Source organism: Methanoregula sp. (genome assembly GCF_050010295.1).
In the GTDB taxonomy this organism is placed as follows: Archaea; Halobacteriota; Methanomicrobia; order Methanomicrobiales; family Methanospirillaceae; genus Methanoregula.
Genome location: NZ_JBEKLH010000013.1, coordinates 1 through 17,922 on the forward strand (window position 1 = coordinate 1; position 17,922 = coordinate 17,922).

Annotated in this window: 12 protein-coding genes; 10 read left to right on the forward strand and 2 right to left on the reverse strand. The window is 53.4% G+C overall.

What is annotated here, in order from left to right; genetic code table 11:
- The first annotated feature begins 539 nt into the window (after positions 1–539).
- The 3 genes from ABSB80_RS12515 to ABSB80_RS12525 are packed head-to-tail and all read left to right on the forward strand — an operon-like array spanning position 540 to position 2,509.
- The gene (locus ABSB80_RS12515; protein WP_428370964.1) at positions 540–992 is read left to right on the forward strand and encodes a hypothetical protein; all 453 of its coding nucleotides are present in this window, start codon (positions 540–542) and stop codon (positions 990–992) included.
- The gene (locus ABSB80_RS12520; protein ID WP_428370965.1) at positions 985–1,278 is read left to right on the forward strand and encodes a hypothetical protein; all 294 of its coding nucleotides are present in this window, start codon (positions 985–987) and stop codon (positions 1,276–1,278) included. Before ABSB80_RS12515 ends, ABSB80_RS12520 begins: the two co-directional genes overlap by 8 nt.
- Complete coding sequence (locus tag ABSB80_RS12525) at positions 1,265–2,509, forward strand: 7-cyano-7-deazaguanine synthase (RefSeq protein WP_428370966.1); 1,245 nt, start codon at positions 1,265–1,267, stop codon at positions 2,507–2,509. The genes ABSB80_RS12520 and ABSB80_RS12525 overlap by 14 nt, the downstream gene beginning before the upstream one ends.
- Before the next feature lie 52 nt (positions 2,510–2,561).
- Here the strand turns inward: ABSB80_RS12525 and ABSB80_RS12530 are convergent, their stop codons facing one another.
- Both ABSB80_RS12530 and ABSB80_RS12535 read right to left on the reverse strand, forming a co-directional pair.
- The gene (locus ABSB80_RS12530) at positions 2,562–3,455 is read right to left on the reverse strand and encodes a PD-(D/E)XK nuclease family protein (protein WP_428370967.1); all 894 of its coding nucleotides are present in this window, start codon (positions 3,453–3,455) and stop codon (positions 2,562–2,564) included.
- A gap of 65 nt (positions 3,456–3,520) precedes the next feature.
- Positions 3,521–5,464 carry an ATP-dependent helicase gene (locus ABSB80_RS12535; protein ID WP_428370968.1) on the reverse strand — a complete coding sequence of 648 codons (1,944 nt, stop codon included), beginning with the start codon at positions 5,462–5,464 and terminating at the stop codon, positions 3,521–3,523.
- A 209-nt stretch (positions 5,465–5,673) separates the two neighbouring features.
- Here ABSB80_RS12535 and ABSB80_RS12540 point away from each other — a divergent pair, with 209 nt between their 5' ends.
- The 7 genes from ABSB80_RS12540 (at position 5,674) to ABSB80_RS12570 (ending at position 17,881) form a co-directional block, all read left to right on the forward strand.
- On the forward strand, positions 5,674–6,816 hold the full coding sequence (locus ABSB80_RS12540) for a metallophosphoesterase family protein (RefSeq protein ID WP_428370969.1): 1,143 nt from the start codon (positions 5,674–5,676) through the stop codon (positions 6,814–6,816).
- A gap of 286 nt (positions 6,817–7,102) precedes the next feature.
- Positions 7,103–9,541, forward strand: a complete 2,439-nt coding sequence (locus ABSB80_RS12545; protein ID WP_428370970.1) for an AAA family ATPase — start codon at positions 7,103–7,105, stop codon at positions 9,539–9,541.
- Positions 9,542–9,569: 28 nt separating this feature from the next.
- Positions 9,570–10,067, forward strand: a complete 498-nt coding sequence (locus ABSB80_RS12550) for a putative immunity protein (RefSeq protein ID WP_428370971.1) — start codon at positions 9,570–9,572, stop codon at positions 10,065–10,067.
- Positions 10,068–10,186: 119 nt separating this feature from the next.
- Positions 10,187–14,239, forward strand: coding sequence for a PAS domain S-box protein (locus tag ABSB80_RS12555; RefSeq protein WP_428370972.1), 4,053 nt, complete (start codon positions 10,187–10,189; stop codon positions 14,237–14,239).
- A 276-nt stretch (positions 14,240–14,515) separates the two neighbouring features.
- Positions 14,516–15,541: a DNA double-strand break repair nuclease NurA gene (locus ABSB80_RS12560; RefSeq protein WP_428370973.1), complete on the forward strand. Its 1,026-nt coding sequence runs from the start codon at positions 14,516–14,518 to the stop codon at positions 15,539–15,541.
- Positions 15,522–17,141, forward strand: a complete 1,620-nt coding sequence (locus tag ABSB80_RS12565; protein ID WP_428371006.1) for an ATP-binding protein — start codon at positions 15,522–15,524, stop codon at positions 17,139–17,141. The genes ABSB80_RS12560 and ABSB80_RS12565 overlap by 20 nt, the downstream gene beginning before the upstream one ends.
- A 92-nt stretch (positions 17,142–17,233) precedes the next feature.
- The gene (locus ABSB80_RS12570; RefSeq protein ID WP_428370974.1) at positions 17,234–17,881 is read left to right on the forward strand and encodes a DUF4013 domain-containing protein; all 648 of its coding nucleotides are present in this window, start codon (positions 17,234–17,236) and stop codon (positions 17,879–17,881) included.
- Positions 17,882–17,922: the final 41 nt, after the last annotated feature.

A 17,922-nucleotide genomic window follows, 5' to 3' on the forward strand; every position in this document is an offset into this window, starting at 1 on the left:
GATTTCTTAATTGTCTCCTTATCGTTACTGAACATAACAAAATAAGGAGACACCGTACCTTGGATCTTGTGGTCGAGCACGGTTCTTTTCTCTCGATGAAAACATTTCTACAGAGCAAAAAATCCGGTTCTGTAGAAAACCTCATTAACAGATCCGGATAACGATAGCGAGAATAATTTTCGAGAGGTTGTAGAGGATTAGTTTGATCTTGCAACTTCCCATCGGTACTACTTGTTTTAGATAGGTTTTCTACAGAGCCGAAATATTAATTATAGTGGTGAAGGAGCGATCTGAGGCTGGGGGATGAACTGGAACATGCTGGAGTGGAAGGAAGGGAGGGATTGTAAGAGTACGAAGGGTTCCGGGAATCCGGTGTGGGGGGTGGGATATAAGATGGCGAGGAAAGGGGCGAATTTGAAAATTGCATCTGCTAAAATTCAAATTCTTATATGCAATGAAAAGCATACGATATGGAAAAATTATTTCACAAGATATAATTAAATGCCCTCACACCAACATCCTCACCAGAGTATTCAATAATGGGAAGTCAAAGCAGACCAAGCTTAAAATCAACTGGACCTGGAAACGCTCACTATACCGATCGAGAGATCGGCCAAATTAAAATCGCCCTCGAATCACCGCCTACTGTAGCCGGCAAAGAAGTTTCTGTAAAAATCTTATTGAGTGCTCTTGCAGCAACGAATCCCTTCTTTGCAACAATTCTCTCTGCAATTAGCATTCTTGTAATTATTCAAAAAATCATTCATTATGCTGAAATTGCCGAAAGAGAGGGAACCGAAGCTGCTGTTTTTGCAATTATAAAAGATATCGCTGATGGTGCCATACGACAGTATATTACCGATGAGGCTATGGAGTTGCTCATAGAATCGGGAAGTATTTCACTTGAACTGAAGGAACAGATAGGAGAGATTGTCGGAGCGGTAGTAGATCAAAGCATTGATCAGGTAGAAGAGGCGTTTTTAAATGAGTGAGAAATTTAACACCGATTTCGAAAAAATACTCTACGTTGGTTTAGTAGATTACGCTGGAAAAACTCTTAATTCCGAAGAGATTGCTCCCTTATTCAAATTAAAATCTCCCGACGAACGAAAAGCAATAAAACGCGCAATTTTAAAAAAATTGGAAGAATCGGTCAAAAATGTTGGCAAAGACCTTACCGAAAAAAGCCTTGCCGACCCTAATATGATTGCACGCCATCAAAATGAAGTTCGAGATATAATTATAAAAATTTTCAGAGGAGAACATGAAAATAAATAAAATTGATAGAGAATTTGTCGAACAATATAAGCTGACCATCAACAGCCAGCAAATCAATGATTTTTTTAAATCAAATAATCCGAAGGATCAGATTCGAAATAAATTGCCTGCAAGATTAGATGATTTCGTTCGAATTATTCTGTATTTTAATTTCATTGATCGGAAAAAAAATATTTTCACAAAACGAGAATTGCCCCTAATCGAAATCCCTGTTTATGAAAGACATTTTTGGGACAATGAGAAAGAATCGCTTAATAAAATGTTATGGGCACTGTACCGAAGAGATTTTGAGTTAGATTTTGTCCAAGAGACTGCGAAAAAACCAAACACACAAATTCAGACGAAATTTTTTGACGATCAACGTGAGATTCTTCTTTTCTCCGAAGGATTGGATAGTGTTGCAGCTGCGACGGAATTTGAAGAAGCGACATTAGTACATGTAGTAAAATCCCGATTTACTGGGTCACATATCGATAAACTCAATGAGTTATTCCCAGGGCGAAAAATTGAAAAAATTACATTCATTCCAAGCAGTGGAAAGATAAGTAAACTACCGCCGGATACTGGTATCTCCAACTCAAGAGGTCTCATTTTTTTAGGTTTATCATCGATTCATCTCCATTTGAATAAATCAAACACGCTTATCTCCGGGGAAAATGGGTTGATGATGCGCAACCCCCCGTTATTCGAAGGATCAAAACCTACCAGAACAATGAATCCGGAGTTTGTTCGGTCCATGCAGGAATTATTAACACACATCTATGATGAGGAGATCCACATAAAAACACCTTATATCAATAAAACCAAGAAAGAAGTTCTTGAAATTGCCAGAGGTAATCTAAAAGAAAAATTCGATTTTGCAATCAGGGAAAGTCATTCCTGTTTCAGTCAACAACCTCAAGGGAATAAAACTAAGATGTGCGGACGCTGCTATGCTTGCATACTACGAACTATCTCAATACAAGCGTTGCAGGGATATGACAATTCGGAATATGAGGGATCGCCATTCTCAGAAGAATTCAAGGATGGCAAGGGAATAGTTAACGTGATGGATTTGATGCGATTTTCAAAAGGAGTATTGCAGAAGAAACTTCCTTATGCGGCGAAAAAAATTGTTGATAGTGATGAAGATCTATTCCGCCGGTTTGCTGAAGAAGTAGTTACAACTATCAGGAGGATACCGGAAAAATCTGATTATTTAATCGTGGAATCTAGAAGGCATTTTTTTTAATCGGCCTTAGTTGCCAAAACTCTAGGATAATAATATCAACAATCGGAAATCTTCAGCCAAATGCATTTAATTTATTATTGAAGAAGTCCGCTATTTTTGAATCGGGACATATTGATCCAAATTGACAACTGATACATTTTTTGGGCTTCGGATCCGCAGGATAATCTTCAATCTCATAAGAATGATTCATATTTTGAAAATCTTCAAGTATTTTATTCTTAATTTCATCAAGCTCATGTTCACCGAACGCATAAGGGCGCATTTTTCCAGTTTTTAAGTAGGCGAGTTCGCTTCGAATATCGCTCGCATTCTTTTGAAAATAATGCATTGCCCATAAGACGTATGTTCCTATCTGTAAATCACTCTCATATTCTTCATTATCAGCCCCAGTTTTCCAATCGGTTAAAACAATAAGACCTGTTTTAGTTTTACTTACATAATCAACCTTTACAACGACCTCAACGTCTCCGATTTTAAATTTATCAAAATCTTCATGTTTCAAATATTCTAAATCTTTAATTTGAGGCCAAATTACTTCAAAAAACATCTTAATTTTTTCTTTTCCGTCTTCAAGAATATAATTAAAAAACTCATTATCTATGGGCATTCCGTTAAAGTATTCGAGTATTGTATCAGAGGCGGTTTTCCTAAATTGATCTAATCGGTTAGAAAATTGTGCTTTTGTTCCAGCTTCGTTGAAATCACGACCGAGATGATACTGAGCGATTTGATTTTCTATTGCTTCATGAATTAATGAGCCTTGGAGAACATATTTCGAATTGACATCCTTTAATCGTTTCAGTTTATAAATATCAAAATTTGGTGATTCCACAAGAGCGGTCCCAATGTATCGATAATAAAAACTTCGTTTACAGAGATTCCACAATCGATGTTTGCTGAATGACCACGCATTATATTTGAAAAACCAATTTTCAAGTTTTGCCATAATCCTCAATCAATTTCGATTTAATATAATTAATTGCAACCATCCTGAAAAAGAATTTGGTTTTTTTATTTCTTCGCAATTGTTTCTAAATATCGCTTCCCGACAATAGGTATAACAGGAGCATGTTCCAAAAAACGTGTTAGATTTCGGTAAGGCGTCCCATTTGAACGACCTGAAAATATCTGCGCACCGGTGCGTTGATCACAATAGGTAATAGCCAGAAAATGTTTGGCCCTTGATAAAGAAACATATAACAAACGTCGTTCATCACCTTCTTTTTCCCCGTTTTCTTGTTTTCCGGGAATCGTTTCGTCCTCACAAGCTATAATAATAACCGCCTTTGAAGTCAGGCCTTTTGCTTTATGCATTGTCATCATATTGACTTTATCGGTAGCCAGTTCTTGCTCAATTCTTTGATTAATAGAAGATAACCCTGTCAAAAAGTCATTTATTGTTTCTGATTCCGTTTCTTTAATTAAATTTATACAATATTCAAGTATTTCTTTTCGATTTTCTTTATTTTCAATTATTTCATTCGCAAATTTTGTTAAAAATTCAATTAATTTTTCTTGATTCTTTTGATTATTTAATTCCTGAATGCTTGAAGAATATTTCCCAAAAATATTATTTATTTCTTTTACTGCATCGCAAATTCTCTGACCTACTTTTGGAATTAATAATGGATTTTCACATATCGAATTTGCAGCAGATATAAAATTATTGCCACTATGCTGAGCAAATTTATATATTGAAAATATTGACTGATAACCTATTCCGTGTTTTAACATCAACAATGTTCGAAAAGATAAATTGTCACTCGGATTTATCGAAAGACGTAAAAGCGCTAAAAGATATCTTCCGTCATCTGAATCCAAGGGAGTTTCGGATTCTTGAATTTTTATCGGAATCTCCTTTGACATCAATCTGTCACGGATTGTTTTCGAGAAGACTCCGTTCCTATCACCTCGCATTAATATCATGATATCATTGGGTTGATAGGCAAGTTTTCGAATAAGATATTCGCATATAGTCGCTATCCCGTTCGCTTCATCATTCTGATCTTCGAACCTAATGAGCCGAACTTCGCCATCTCCTGCACCGGGTTTCGGTTTGAATGGTTTTTCAATCCGGAAAGGATCCAATTTTGCAACAAATATTGCTAAATCAATAATTTCTTTGTCGCACCGGATACATGTTTCTAATGTAAGCTGCGTACAAGGGAGAAACTCTTTATCAAATCGTCTAATTCCCTCCGGATGAGCAAATCTGAAGCCATAAATGCTCTGATCATCATCCCCCGCACAATAGACTTGAACTCCTCGATCTTTAAATGAAGCAATAACTGCAAGATCACACCGATTCAGATCCTGATATTCATCGATTAACAAATTTGAATATGCAGCATCAAATTGAAAAGATCCCACTCGCTCTAAGGCTCGTTTTAATTGATAGACTAATTCGGATCGAAGTGTATATCCGAAGATTTTTCGATGCTGCTGCCAAGCCCCTAAAAATTTTGGATCAGCAAACTTCTTTTCCCAATCGGCATCGTCAGCTACAAGAGTTTGCCAATCCGCTGATAATAAAGAAAATTTTTCTTTAACGTCTTTTAATTTATAGCCTAAAATTATTTTTAAATCTTCAAAAATGATTTTTCGTTCCTCCCAATTATCGGCTATTCGGAGAGGTTTTGGAATCGTGTTTAAGTGATCGATATTATGTAATAATTGAGCTAAAGCAAATGAATGAAGTGTAGAAACTTGAGGAATTTTTTGATTCTCATCTAGCACTTCTATTATTCGTTTACGTAATTCATGAGCTGCTGCCCGAGTGAATGTCAGTGCTAAAATCCTATCAGGACTTATCTTCTTTTCGTTAATCAAAAATGCGACATGTCGTTGCAAAGTTAGAGTTTTACCAGTGCCAGGTCCCGCTAATAATCTGGCATGAGTGCCAATGTGCTTGGCAGCCTTTTTCTGTTCATCGGATAATCCTTCGTCCCATTTCATTCAATCATATCCTAACTGTTCAAAAGTAAATAAAATAAATTCCTATTTTAAATCCTATATTTATTCATATATTTGCATGTGGATAAAGATTCATAAGAATCTCAAAGGTGAAAGAACTGGAATTCTTATAAAGTAGATGTACAACAAGACCATTTTCACCGCCCTCCCCTCTCTTCTTATATTCCATAAAATTCCATACAGAAGTATAGATGACCCTCATCCACATCGCCGACACCCATCTCGGCCTCGCTGCCTTCAATAGACTTGATCCAGAGTCCGGGATGAATCTGCGGGAAAAACAGATCTACGACAACTTCCTGTCAGCGATAGATGTCATCATCCAGCAAAAACCCGACGTCCTCGTCCACGCCGGCGACCTCTTCGACACCGTAAAACCGAAGACCAAAGCCTATACGACAGTATTAGAAGCCCTCGAACGACTCCACGCGGCCGGCATCCCACTCGTCATCATCGCCGGGAACCACAGCATGGTCAAGACGCGGTACACGACCTCGCCATTCGAGGTCCTGACGTACCACAAGTCGCAGATCACAGCGGCCTACAAATTCCGGTACGAAAAGGTCGAGCTGCAAGACACGCTCTTCCACCTGATCCCGAACATGCTCCGGGTAGAAGATTACCGCACAGCATACGACCAGATAGAGCTTTCCGGCAAGCACAATAATGTGCTCGTGACCCACGGGCTCGCCACGCAGATCAAGGACAAACGATTAGCCACGGTCGCGGAGCACGAGCTGGACGGGACGATCCTCTCCGACCGCTTCGATTACATCGCGCTCGGCCACTACCACCGCCAGTGCCGGATCACGGACAATGCGTGGTACTCGGGCTCCACGGAGTACCTCACTTATGGCGAGATCGCGGACGAGAAGGGCGGGCTTCTCGTGGAACCGGGCAGGCACACGGTAACGCACCTCGAACTCCCGAAGACGCCGATGGCCGACCTCGGCACGGTGAAATGCGAAGGGGTGCACCCCGGGGATATCACGGCCGAGATCATTGCCCGGGTGACGCTGAAGAACCTGCCGGAGTACGCGATGGCGCAGGTGACGCTCGACGGGCTGTCACGTGAGCACGGGAAGGGGATCGACACGAGGGACCTCGCCGGCATCCGCGAGCACCTCCTCGACCTGAAGATCCGGGTGAAGACGGAGGAGGAGGACCGGCCGGTTCCGCTCCAGCAGGATATCCGGATGATCGACTACCTGCAGGAGTTCGGGGAGTTCATCGCGAAGCAGCACCTCTCCGCGAAGCAGAAGGCGTTCGTGGCCGCCCGCGGACACGAGGTGCTGCAGTCCGTGATGGATGAGCACCGGGGGATAACGGAATGATCTCCCAAAGCGTTTTTCCGGAAATGATAGAGATAGGAGGACTCCCCGCCTCAGGGCCCCTCGCGGGGCACGGCGGGGCAGATTACCGGGTCCGGAAAAATCTCATGGAAAAATCCGGTGTTGCTTTGAAGGGAGTATTCCTTATTTCGCAAACCGGTAATGAAGCAGCCGCGGGGCGCCCTTCGGGGCGGCGGCACCCCTCCCACTTGGGGGTATGGGGGCATCAGACCCCATCATTGTCTTGGGAGCACAATTTTTTTATCAAAAATAATACCGGAGACCCCTCATGATCCTCGACCGGCTGGTGCTGAAGAACTTCAAGCGGTTCCGGGACGAGGAGATCCGGTTCAAGGACGGCATCACCGGCATCCTCGGGAACAACGGCACGGGCAAGTCAAGCCTCGTGCAGGCGATCTTCTTCGCCCTCTACGGCGTGCAGGCTACCGGGATCGCCCCCGACTACATCGTCTCCTCGTTCGCATCCCCGAAGGAGAAGTGCGAGGTCAGGCTCGACTTCCGGATCGGGGGCGACAATTACACCGTCCTCCGCACGTTCAAAAAGGGGAAGACCGTCACCCACGATGCCAGTTTCCACAGGAACGGGAACCTGATGGCCACGGGCGTCAGCCAGGTGGAAGAGGAGGTGAAGCGGACGATCGGGATGGGCCCGGTGGACTTCAGGAACACCATCTACGCCGGCCAGAAGGACCTCCTCACGCTCCTCGAGAACACGCCGGGGAAGCGCAAGGAGTGGTTCCTCCGGGCGCTCGGGATCGATTACCTGAACGCCGGGAGCCAGAAGATCCTGAAGGAACAGATCGATGCAAAGACCAGCGAGCTTGCGGGGATGGAGGGAGAACTCAGGGCCCTTACCGGGCGCGTGAGTGCAGAAGATATCGGGGCCCTCCAGGCCTCGGTCGTCACGTCCCGGCAGACGATTGCAGACCAGAAACAGCAGCAGGCGGGGCTGCTGGCACAGAAGACCGCACTCGCTGCAGAGCTCCGGCAGTTCTCCGAGAAGATGACCGAGTGTTCCCGGCTCGTCGAACGGCAGCTCTCACTCTCGCTCGAGATCGGGGGACTGGAACAGCAGCAGGCACGCATCCGGGCCACGCTCTCCGCGCTCGCAGCGCAGGAGCACGAATACCGGGAACTGGAGCCAGGGATCGCGGCATATCCCGGGAAAAAAGAGCAGCTGGAGATGCTGCGGAGCCGGAAGACCCGGTTCGACCAGTGCCGGGCAGAGCAGCGGTTCACCGGGCAGCGCCGGGCAGACCTCACCGTGCAGACAGGCAGGACCCTGGCAAAGATCGCCGTCCTTGACGAGGATGCAAAAAAGATCGCCGCGCTCGCCCGCAGTATCAGGGAAGCGCTCTCCCTCGCCGCGGAGATACCGGATGGCGCCCTTGAAACCGTATTCTCCACGCTCCAGTCAGAGGTCCTCCACGCCACCGGCACGTGCGCCGCCCGGCAGGAACGGCTCATCGCAGAGGAGAGAAAACTCGCTTCCGACTGGGACAACATCAGAAATGCCGGTACCGACGGCACCTGCCCTCTCTGCCGGCAGAAGCTGGGCAGCCATTACCCAGGCATAGAACAGGAGTTCACGCACCAGCTCGAACAGATCCGGGACCGGGCCGTGGAAGTGTGCGGGGAACAGGAACGCCTCACAGCAGAGAAGAGCAGGATCGACGCACAGAAACCCGCGGTCAGCGAGCTCCGGAGCCTTGCCGAGAAGCAGAAGACAAAGGCGGCCATCGAGGCGGAACTTGCAGAGCTGCAGGAACAGGCGAAAATAAACGAGCTCGCACAGCAGGCCCTCGTGCTGCAGCTCCAGGAGAGCGGGTTCGATGAAGCAGAATTCGCACGGGCGGAAAAAGAGGTGGCTGCACTCGAAAAGGTCCAGGCCCGGTTCAACGAGCTCGGCAAAAAGATAGCAGAAGGAGCAGTGTTCCGGCAGCAGGTCTCGGAGCTCGGCGGGCAGATCGTAAAAAAGAAAGCGGACCTCGCTGAACTCACTGCGCTGATCGGCAGGTCGTCCTGCGACCCGGAGGACGGTACCCGGCTGGAAGCGGTGCTGGCCGGGACCGAGACAGCGCTGCGGAACGCTGAATCGGCAATAGCCCGGACAACCGAACGCCTCTCGCACGCAGAAGAGAAGATCGCGGATTACCGGAAGAGCGAGGCGGCGATCGCTCTTCTGGCACAGCAGATCACAGGGGTAAAGGACGAGATCGAGCTCCTGAAACTCACCCGCACGCTCATTGCGGAATATGTGGTCTACCTCATGCAGGTCGTGCGGAGCCGGCTCGAGGGCGAGGTGAGCCGGATCATCGGCGAGATCACGGGCGGCAGGTACGAGCAGGTGCTCCTCGACGAGGACTTCAACCTCCTCGTACGGGACGTGGACGACGACTACGCCATCGAGCGGTTCAGCGGGGGCGAGCAGGATGACATCGCGGTCGCCCTCCGGATCGCCCTCTCCCGCTACCTCGCCGAGCTCCACCAGGTGCACGAGAGCACGTTCCTGATCTTCGACGAGATCTTCGGGAGCCAGGACGAGGAGCGGAGGAACAACCTCCTTGTCGCCCTGCGGACGCAGGAGTCCCGCTTCCCGCAGATCCTCCTCATCTCCCACATCGCGGAGATCCAGGGCGAGTTCGCGAACACCCTCGTGGTCGAGATGGGTTCCGGCCTGGCGAGCACCGTGAGAGAGGTGGAGTGAAGCGGCCCTGAGTACGATTCGGACAGCCATGAAACCCGGACCAGACGAGAAGCAACCAACATTTTCCCTCACGCAAAAAGACGAGGCGATAGCGGCGCTGGTGAGAGAGACCGACAAAAAAATATTAGCCGTCTGGGCAATCGACTGCGCGGAGCGTGTCCTTCCCTTCTTTGAAGAAAAATTTCCGGATGACCCCCGCCCACGGAACGCCCTCGGGACGCTCCGGGCATGGATAGAGACCGGGGTATTCCACATGGCCGAGATACGCGGGGCTTCGCTCGCAGCCCATGCCGCTGCCCGGGACGCGGGAGAAGACACCGCCGCACGCTCAGCCGCACGCTCGGCCGGACAGGCGGTGGCAACGGCACATGTTCCCACGCATGCATTTGGTGCCGCAGCATATGCGCAACAGGCGGTCCGGCGGGCCGCCGACCCCGTTGAGGCCGATGCTGCCGTGGCCAGGGAACGGGACTGGCAGTACTGGCACTTACGTGAATTGAGGGGTCCGGGAGGACCCCGAAGTTGAGAAGCCATCGGCTGTGACCGGATACCGGAGAACTATCACCTGCCCGCACCGCCGGTCGGGAAAATAACTGCCCTCTCTGTCACCGATAGAGATATACAGGAGGGGAAAAATGTATAACCATGGAAGAGGGGATACGGGTCCTCTATGTCGATGACGAGTCAGATCTCCTCGAAATAGCCCGGCTCTTTCTCGAGAAGACCGGGAACTTCCAGGTCTTCACGTCGACATCGGCAAAAGATGCCCTGGACTCTCCCTCCATCCGGTCGTACGATCTCATCGTCTCTGATTACCAGATGCCGGACATGGACGGGATCGCTTTCCTGAAAGAAGTCCGGAAGCGGTACGGGGATCTCCCCTTCATCCTCTTCACCGGGAAAGGCCGCGAGGAGGTGGTGATCGAAGCGATCAACAACGGCGCCGACTTCTACCTCCAGAAAGGCGGGGATCCCGCGGCCCAGTTTGCCGAGCTCGCTCACAAGATCCGGCAGGCAGTCGCACGGAAGAAAAGCCAGGACGAGCTGAGAGCTGCATATGAACAGATCTCTGCCGCAGAGGAGGAACTGCGTGGCCAGTACGAGGAACTCGCGTTTGCACAAGCAAAAATCCTGGAAAGCCAGCAGCAGCTGGCCGGGATCACGGGCTCGGTGCCGGGCGTCGTTTACCAGTCCTGTACCCGGCCCGACGGCAGCATGGAGGCCTCGTTTGTCAGCAGCCGGGCCCCGGAAGTCTTCGGGATCAGCAATGATCCGGAGGGGTTCGTCGGACGGTTCACGGCACAGGTCGACCCCCGCGACCGGGACGCGTTCCTGCGATCGATCAAGGAGGTGATATCCTCGGGATCGTCCTGGGATTTCGAAGGCCGGTTCATCAAACCGGGCGGAGAAGTGATCTGGTTCCAGGGATTGTCCCGGCCGGTGAAGAAGGGGTCAGGGATCGTGTACAACGGTGTCCTGCTGGACATCACCGACCGGAAGCGGGCTGAAGAAGAGCTCCGCGAGAATGAGAGAAAACTGCGGGAAGCACAGGAGATGGCGCACCTGGGATTCTGGTCCTGGGACGTGAAGACGGGACACGTGGAATGGTCCGACGAGGTTTTCAGGATCTTCGGCCTCGATCCCGGCGGGTTCACTCCGCGGATTGATTCCATCATCGAACTGTCACCCTGGCCCGAGGAACGTCAGCGCGACAGGGAACTGATCAGGAAGGCGATCGAGTCCCGCAAGCCGGGTATGTTTGAACAACGGTTCCTTCGGCCGGATAAGAGCATTGGCTATAGTTGCTCAACCTTCCAGGGCAGGTACGACCAGTCCGGCAATCTCATTGCCATCATCGGGACGGTACTGGACATCACCGGCCAGAAGCAGGCGCAGGAAAAACTGCAGGAAAGCGAAGAGCGCAGCCGGAGGATCCTGGAGGAGGCACCGCTGCCGCTCGCCCTCGTCAGGAACGACGGGGTGGTGACCTTCGTCAACGACCGTTTCGTCAAGGTCTTCGGGTATACGCCTGAGGATATCCCGACCCTGGAAGCGTGGTGGCAGCGGGCGTACCCGGATCCGGACTACCGGCAGCGGGTCATTCAGCAGTGGGACGAAGCGGTCCGGCGTGCGGGCGAGGAACAATCGGATATCGCGCCTGCCGAATACCGGGTGACGTGCAGGAACGGGGAGGAGCGCATCATCGAGATCTCCGGCATCACCCTGAACGATGGTGTCCTGGCAACGTTTATCGACCACACCGAACGGAAACGGGCGGAGGAGGCTCTTGAAAAACGGCTCGTCGCCCTGACCCGCCCCCTGGAGGATACCGGTGTTGCTTTCGAGGATCTGTTCGACCTTAATGAGATCCAGCAGCTGCAGGATGAGTTTGCAAAAGCCACCGGGGTAGCTGTGCTCCTGACGCGCCCGGACGGCACGCCGATTACCCGGCCGAGCAACTTCTGCCGGTTGTGCAGCGAGATCGTGCGACGGACTCCTGCGGGACGGGAGAGGTGTTATAAGTCGGATTCGGAGCTCGGGAAGGTCCATGAAGGCGGGCCGTATATCCATGTCTGCCTGAGTGCCGGCCTTTGGGGGGCCGGGACGAATATCGTCCTAGGAGGCCGGCATATCGCCAACTGGCTCATCGGGCAGGTGAGGAACGAGACCCAGACAGAAGAGCATATGCGGGCCTATGCACGGGAGATCGGTGTCAACGAGGAGGATTTCATCAAAGCATTCTACGAAGTACCGGTGATGTCTTCCGAGCGGTTCAGTTCTGTGGCACAGTCGCTCTCGACCCTTGCAAACCAGCTCTCCAAGATTGCATACCAGAACGTCCAGCAGGCCCGCTTCATCGCCGAACGCAGATCGTTTGAGGATGCGCTTCGCGAGAAGACCGAGGAGCTGGACCAGTTCTTCACCGCGAGCCTCGACCTCTTCTGTATCGCCGGCACGGACGGGTATTTCCGGCGGCTGAACAAGGAGTGGGAGAAGGCGCTCGGGTATACTCTTGCCGACCTTGAGGGCCACAGGTTCCTCGACTTCGTACACCCGGACGACCAGATTCCGACGCTTGCTGCTGTCGCTGATCTCGCGGGCCAGAAGCAGGTCCTCAACTTCACGAACCGGTACCGGCACAAGGACGGGAGCTACCGGTGGATCGAGTGGCGATCCTTCCCGATCGGCGACCGGATCTTCGCTGCTGCCCGGGACATCACGGAACGGAAGCGGATGGAGGAGGCGCTGCGCGAGAGCGAGGAGCTTCTCCGGCTCTTTATCGAGCATGCACCTGCCGCTCTTGCCATGCTCGATAAGGAGTTGCGCTATATCGCAGCAAGCCGCCGTTGGATGACCGATTATCATCTCGGCGACCGGGATCTCCGCGGTCATTCCCATTACGAGATCTTTCCCGAGCTCACCGAAGAGATCAAGGATGTGCTCCGCCGCGGTCTTGCCGGGGAGATCACTTCTGCGAATGAGGACAAGTTCGAACGGCAGGATGGATCCGTCCAGTGGCTTGCATGGGAGGTGCGCCCATGGTACACCGCGGGTCATGATATCGGGGGCGTAATCATCTTTTCCGAAGACATTACCCGGCGGAAGAGAGCCGAGGAAACGCTGCGCGAGAGCGAGGCGCGGCTCGCCTCAATCCTCCACGGTTCGCCGGTCCTCCAGTTCGTTATCGACCATGACCACCGGATCCTCTCGTGGAACAAAGCGCTCGAGGAGTACAGCGGAATTCCAGCCGCGGATATCATAGGCACCGACCAGCAGTGGCGTGCGTTCTACCCCCACAAGCGGCCGGTGCTTGCCGATCTCCTTGTCGACAACAACACGGACGGCCTCTTCAAATGGTACGCGGGAAAACTCCAGCCGTCCCGGTATATCGATGGTGCGTACGAGGCAACGGACTTTTTCCCGGCAATGGGCGCTTCCGGTACCTGGCTCTCGTTCACGGCAGCGCCGCTCTGGAACGCGGACGGGGTACTCATTGGTGCGGTCGAGACACTCGAGGATGTTACCGAGCGAAAAGCAATGGAGCACGCGATCCGGGAAGCCAACCGGAAGCTCGGTCTCCTGAACAGCATCACCCGGCACGACGTCGTGAACCAGCTGACGGCCCTCCAGGGCTTCACCCGGATCGCCGCGATGGAGGAGCGCGACCCGGTCATCGCCGGGTACCTCGGGAAGATCGATGCCGGCTCGGCAACGATCCGCCGGCAGATCGAGTTCATGAAGACCTACCAGGAACTGGGGGTCCATACCCCGGGCTGGTTCCGGCTCGACGAGACCATCGCAAAGGCAGCGCGAAACGAGGTCGCCTGTTCCGGCACCTGCAGGGGAATCGAGGTCTTCGCAGACCCGATGCTGGAGAAGGTCTTCTTCAATCTGTTCGAGAACGCCATGCGGCACGGGAAGCGGGTGACGGAGATCGGGGTCCGCTGCGAACCGGCTCCCGACGGGCTGGTCATCATGGTGGAGGACAACGGCACCGGGATCCCCGCCGGGGAGAAAGAGCGGATCTTCGAGAAGGGGTACGGGGAAAATTCCGGGTTCGGCCTCTTCCTCGCACGGGAGATACTCTCCATCACCGGAATAACCATCCGGGAGAGCGGTGAGCCGGGCAGGGGGGCACGGTTCGAGATGACGGTACCGAAAGAGGCCTGGCGGAACTCCAGGGAGAGTACGGGATGACGGCCCATGACAGTCTCCCCCCTGGAGAGGTTCGAAGAACCTTTGAGATCTTCTCTCCCCCGACCTTCGAAGAACCCTGATGGGTTCTTCTCGTCCTCGCGGTTCCGATGAACCGTTTGGATTCTGACAAAGGTCCCGGATTCATAAGGCCCCGACAACGGTGAAACGAATGATCAGTTTCACCTCGTCCCCCACCCCCTTATATCCCATTACATGCCAACTAGAATTCAATGAAATGAAGGCCGAATACTCAGGACCGGTAAAGAAGGCGGCGTGATGGACAACCGTTCCTCGTACGAGGAGTCGGTGGTAAAGGCGCTCCGGAGGATCGCAGCCCACGTGCCGGACGATATCGTGCAGCAGTTCGCTGAAAAGAGCGGGATCCGGCGGGACGACATCTGCCTCATCGGACCCGGCCCATCCGGCACCGTGAGCGCCGTGGACGGATCGAACGCGACGGTGCTGGACGGCGGGAGCGTTACCCTTGCCGCGATCCGGGCAGCCCGGACCACCTTCAGCGGCAACGAGCGGGCCGGGCGGGCAGCAACCCCCCTAACACTCGTCACCATCGGTCCCGGGCACCGGAATACAGACTTCGACGAGCTCTTCCGGGAGTGTTTCGGCGACCTGCCGCACAAAGGCCTTGACAACGCCGACCCCGAGCGGGCCTCGGCAGTCCTCCGCGATACGCTGGAGTACTGGGTGGCGCAGCAGACTGCCGCCAGCCTGCCGGCAGGCTCGCTCCTGCTCCTTGACGGTGCGCTCCGGGTCTCAAGCCAGAACCACGGGCCGGTGCTGGCAGGGATTGTGAACACGGCAGCAGAACGCGGGGTGCTCCTTGCTGCCGTGGCCAAGCGGACCCGGGCGACGTGGGGCGGGGGACACCCGCTCCTTCCCGCGCTTGCCGGGCTTGCGGCAGAGTACCGCATCGCCGGCCCGTGGTGGACCCGGATCGACCCCCGCCTGATCGACCACACCGAGTACCGGCAGGGGCGGCACGGGGAGATCTTTGTCGCCTCTCTCCACCCGCGTGGCCGGCCGCTGAAGATGGAGCTCCCGAAGGGGACGGACGACCGGACCGCGGCAGCGACCATGCAGGCCCTCGCCGCCTGTGCGGGCGACGGGAGGATACCGGGATACCCCTACCCGCTCCTCGACGCCCACCGCACGGTCGAAATCACCGATGAGCTTGTCGACCAGATGCAGCAGGACCTGAGAGCCGGCTTTGTGAGGCAGGGGATCCTGCACCGGACATTTGAAGACCTGTTTGGAGATTTACATGATGAATTTGAACGATACTGAGAATGCAGACGCCACCAAGTTCCGGCTCATTGGCCGGAGCGTGCTTTCGTACCGGTTTATCATCCCGCATGCGGAGAACCTCTTTGTCGGCGACATCCTGAAGATCACCGATACCGCCAAGGGCTACTCTTTCTATGCCAAGGTCAGCGACCTTATCCACGAGAGCAACTTTGCCGACGAGAAGTGGGACACCCGCCCGTTCTCCGAGCACTTCTACGGGCTTGGCGAGGATGTCTTCCTGGGGGTCGAGGCAGTCCCGCTCGGGTTCGTTGACGGGAACGGGGTATTCCGGAAGCCCCGCACCGTCCCGACAAAATTCTCGCAGGTCACTATACCCGAAGCGGGTGACTTCGCGTTTCTGACGAAAGTGATGGGCGACATCGAGGTCGGCGTGATGCGGACCGGGCAGGGAGTCTTAAAAGACGTCCCGGTCAAGATCCACAGCAAAGTCCTGCCCCAGCACATGGGCGTCTTTGCCACCACCGGTATGGGCAAGTCCAACTTCATGAAGACCTTCTGCGCCTCGTGCATGAAGGTGCAGCAGTTCGGCCTCCTGATGGTCGACCCGCACGGCGAGTACGTCCGGGGAGGGCAGTCGAGCACCGGGGAGCGGACCCTCGGGCTCGTCCACTACACGGCCGGAAGGGACGGCCTCGCGGTCTTCACCATCAGCGATGCAGACCGGAAGAAGTACGGCCTTTCCAGCCTCTGGCTTGACTACGACGACTTCCGGATGACCGACCTTGCCCTCCTCTACGACCTCTCGCAGGCCCAGCGGGACGCAATCGAGTCGCTCGAGGAGTTTGAGGGCAAGGAGATCATCCCGTTCTTCCTGCAGGCGAACGTCGACACGCTCCCGGATGCCGTGAAGGCGGGCACGTACGCCGGCCCGTTCCCGGCCATTGCGGAGAAGCTGGCAGCATTCCACCCGGGCACGCTCGGGGTGATCCAGCGCCGGATCCGGAACATCGTGAGCGGCAACCGGAAGTTCTTCCGCGAGTCCGGCTCGTCCGTAACGGAGATCCTCCGGCACCTCCACGACAACAAGGTCGTCCTGATCGACATCCCCCGGATGGGCGAGCGGAGCGAACTCTTCGTCCTCTCGATGATCACGCGGAGGATCATGCAGGCCCACCGGAAGTCCGCGGAGGAGTTCGGGACGGAGACCGAACCGTTGGAGCAGAAGAAGGTGCTGATCACGATCGAGGAGGCGCAACGGGTGCTCAGCGCCGGCGGCTCCTCCACCCAGATCTTCCGCGAGTGCGCTATGGAAGGCCGCAAGTTCGGGGTCGGCCTCTGCGTCATCACCCAGCAGCCGAAGAACGTGGACCCCAAGGTGCTCGCCCAGATCAACACCTTCGTGGTGATGGGCCTCGGCGACCGGGGCGACCGGGAGATCATCATGGGCAGCGCCAAGCAGGACCTCTCGAAGATGGAGATCGAGATCCAGACTCTCGACCGGGGCGAGGCGATCATCTCCACAATCGGCATCCCGTTCCCGGTCAGCACGAGGATCCACTATTACGAGGACTACATCGCGGGGCTCAATACCGAGAGGAAGCGGGATATCAAAGAGGGACTCTCGTCCGGGTTCTCCTGAATTTTTCTCCCTGTTCATCCGCGGGACCGTTGGACAACAACAATTTTTAAGGCCGGAACGCCAAAACGAACGTATTACAGGAAGTGATTGAGATGGATTACGGTAAGATGCTGGGGGAAGCGTTCGGATACGCAAAAGAAGGTCTGGTAGGAAAATGGATGAAATGGGTGCTGCTGCTGGTGGCAACGATCCTGCTCGCCCTGCCGCTCCTTGGCTACGAGCTGAAGATCTACCGCGGGGAGAAACCGGCCCCGGAGGTCACCGGATGGGCGACGCTCTTCATCGACGGGATCAAGTACCTGATCATCTGCCTCATCTACGCGATCCCGGTCATCATCGTCGCGGTCATCACGATCTGGCCGCTGGTCATGGCCGCCATCGCGGGGAACCAGGCGGCGATCGCGGCAGGGATCGGGACGTTCCTCACCAGTATCGTGGTCCTCGCGATCATCGGGATCATCATCGCCCTCTTCGAGTTCATCGGCGTCGTCAGGTTCGCCCGGACGGGGAAGATGGGCGAGGCCTTCAACTTCAGTGCGATCATCGGGACCATCGGGAAGATCGGCTGGGTCTCCTACATCGTGGCCCTGATCATCATGATGGTCATCGTCGGGATCATCGAGATGATCTGCATGGCGATCCCCTTTGTCGGGGGGCTGATCCTCTTCATCCTCATACCGTTCATCGTCCTCTTCGAGGCGCGCTACCTCTGCCAGGTCTACGACAGCGCCGGGAATTAATTGTCGCAACAGCGAAGAGAGCCTGACGGTTCTCTTCTCGT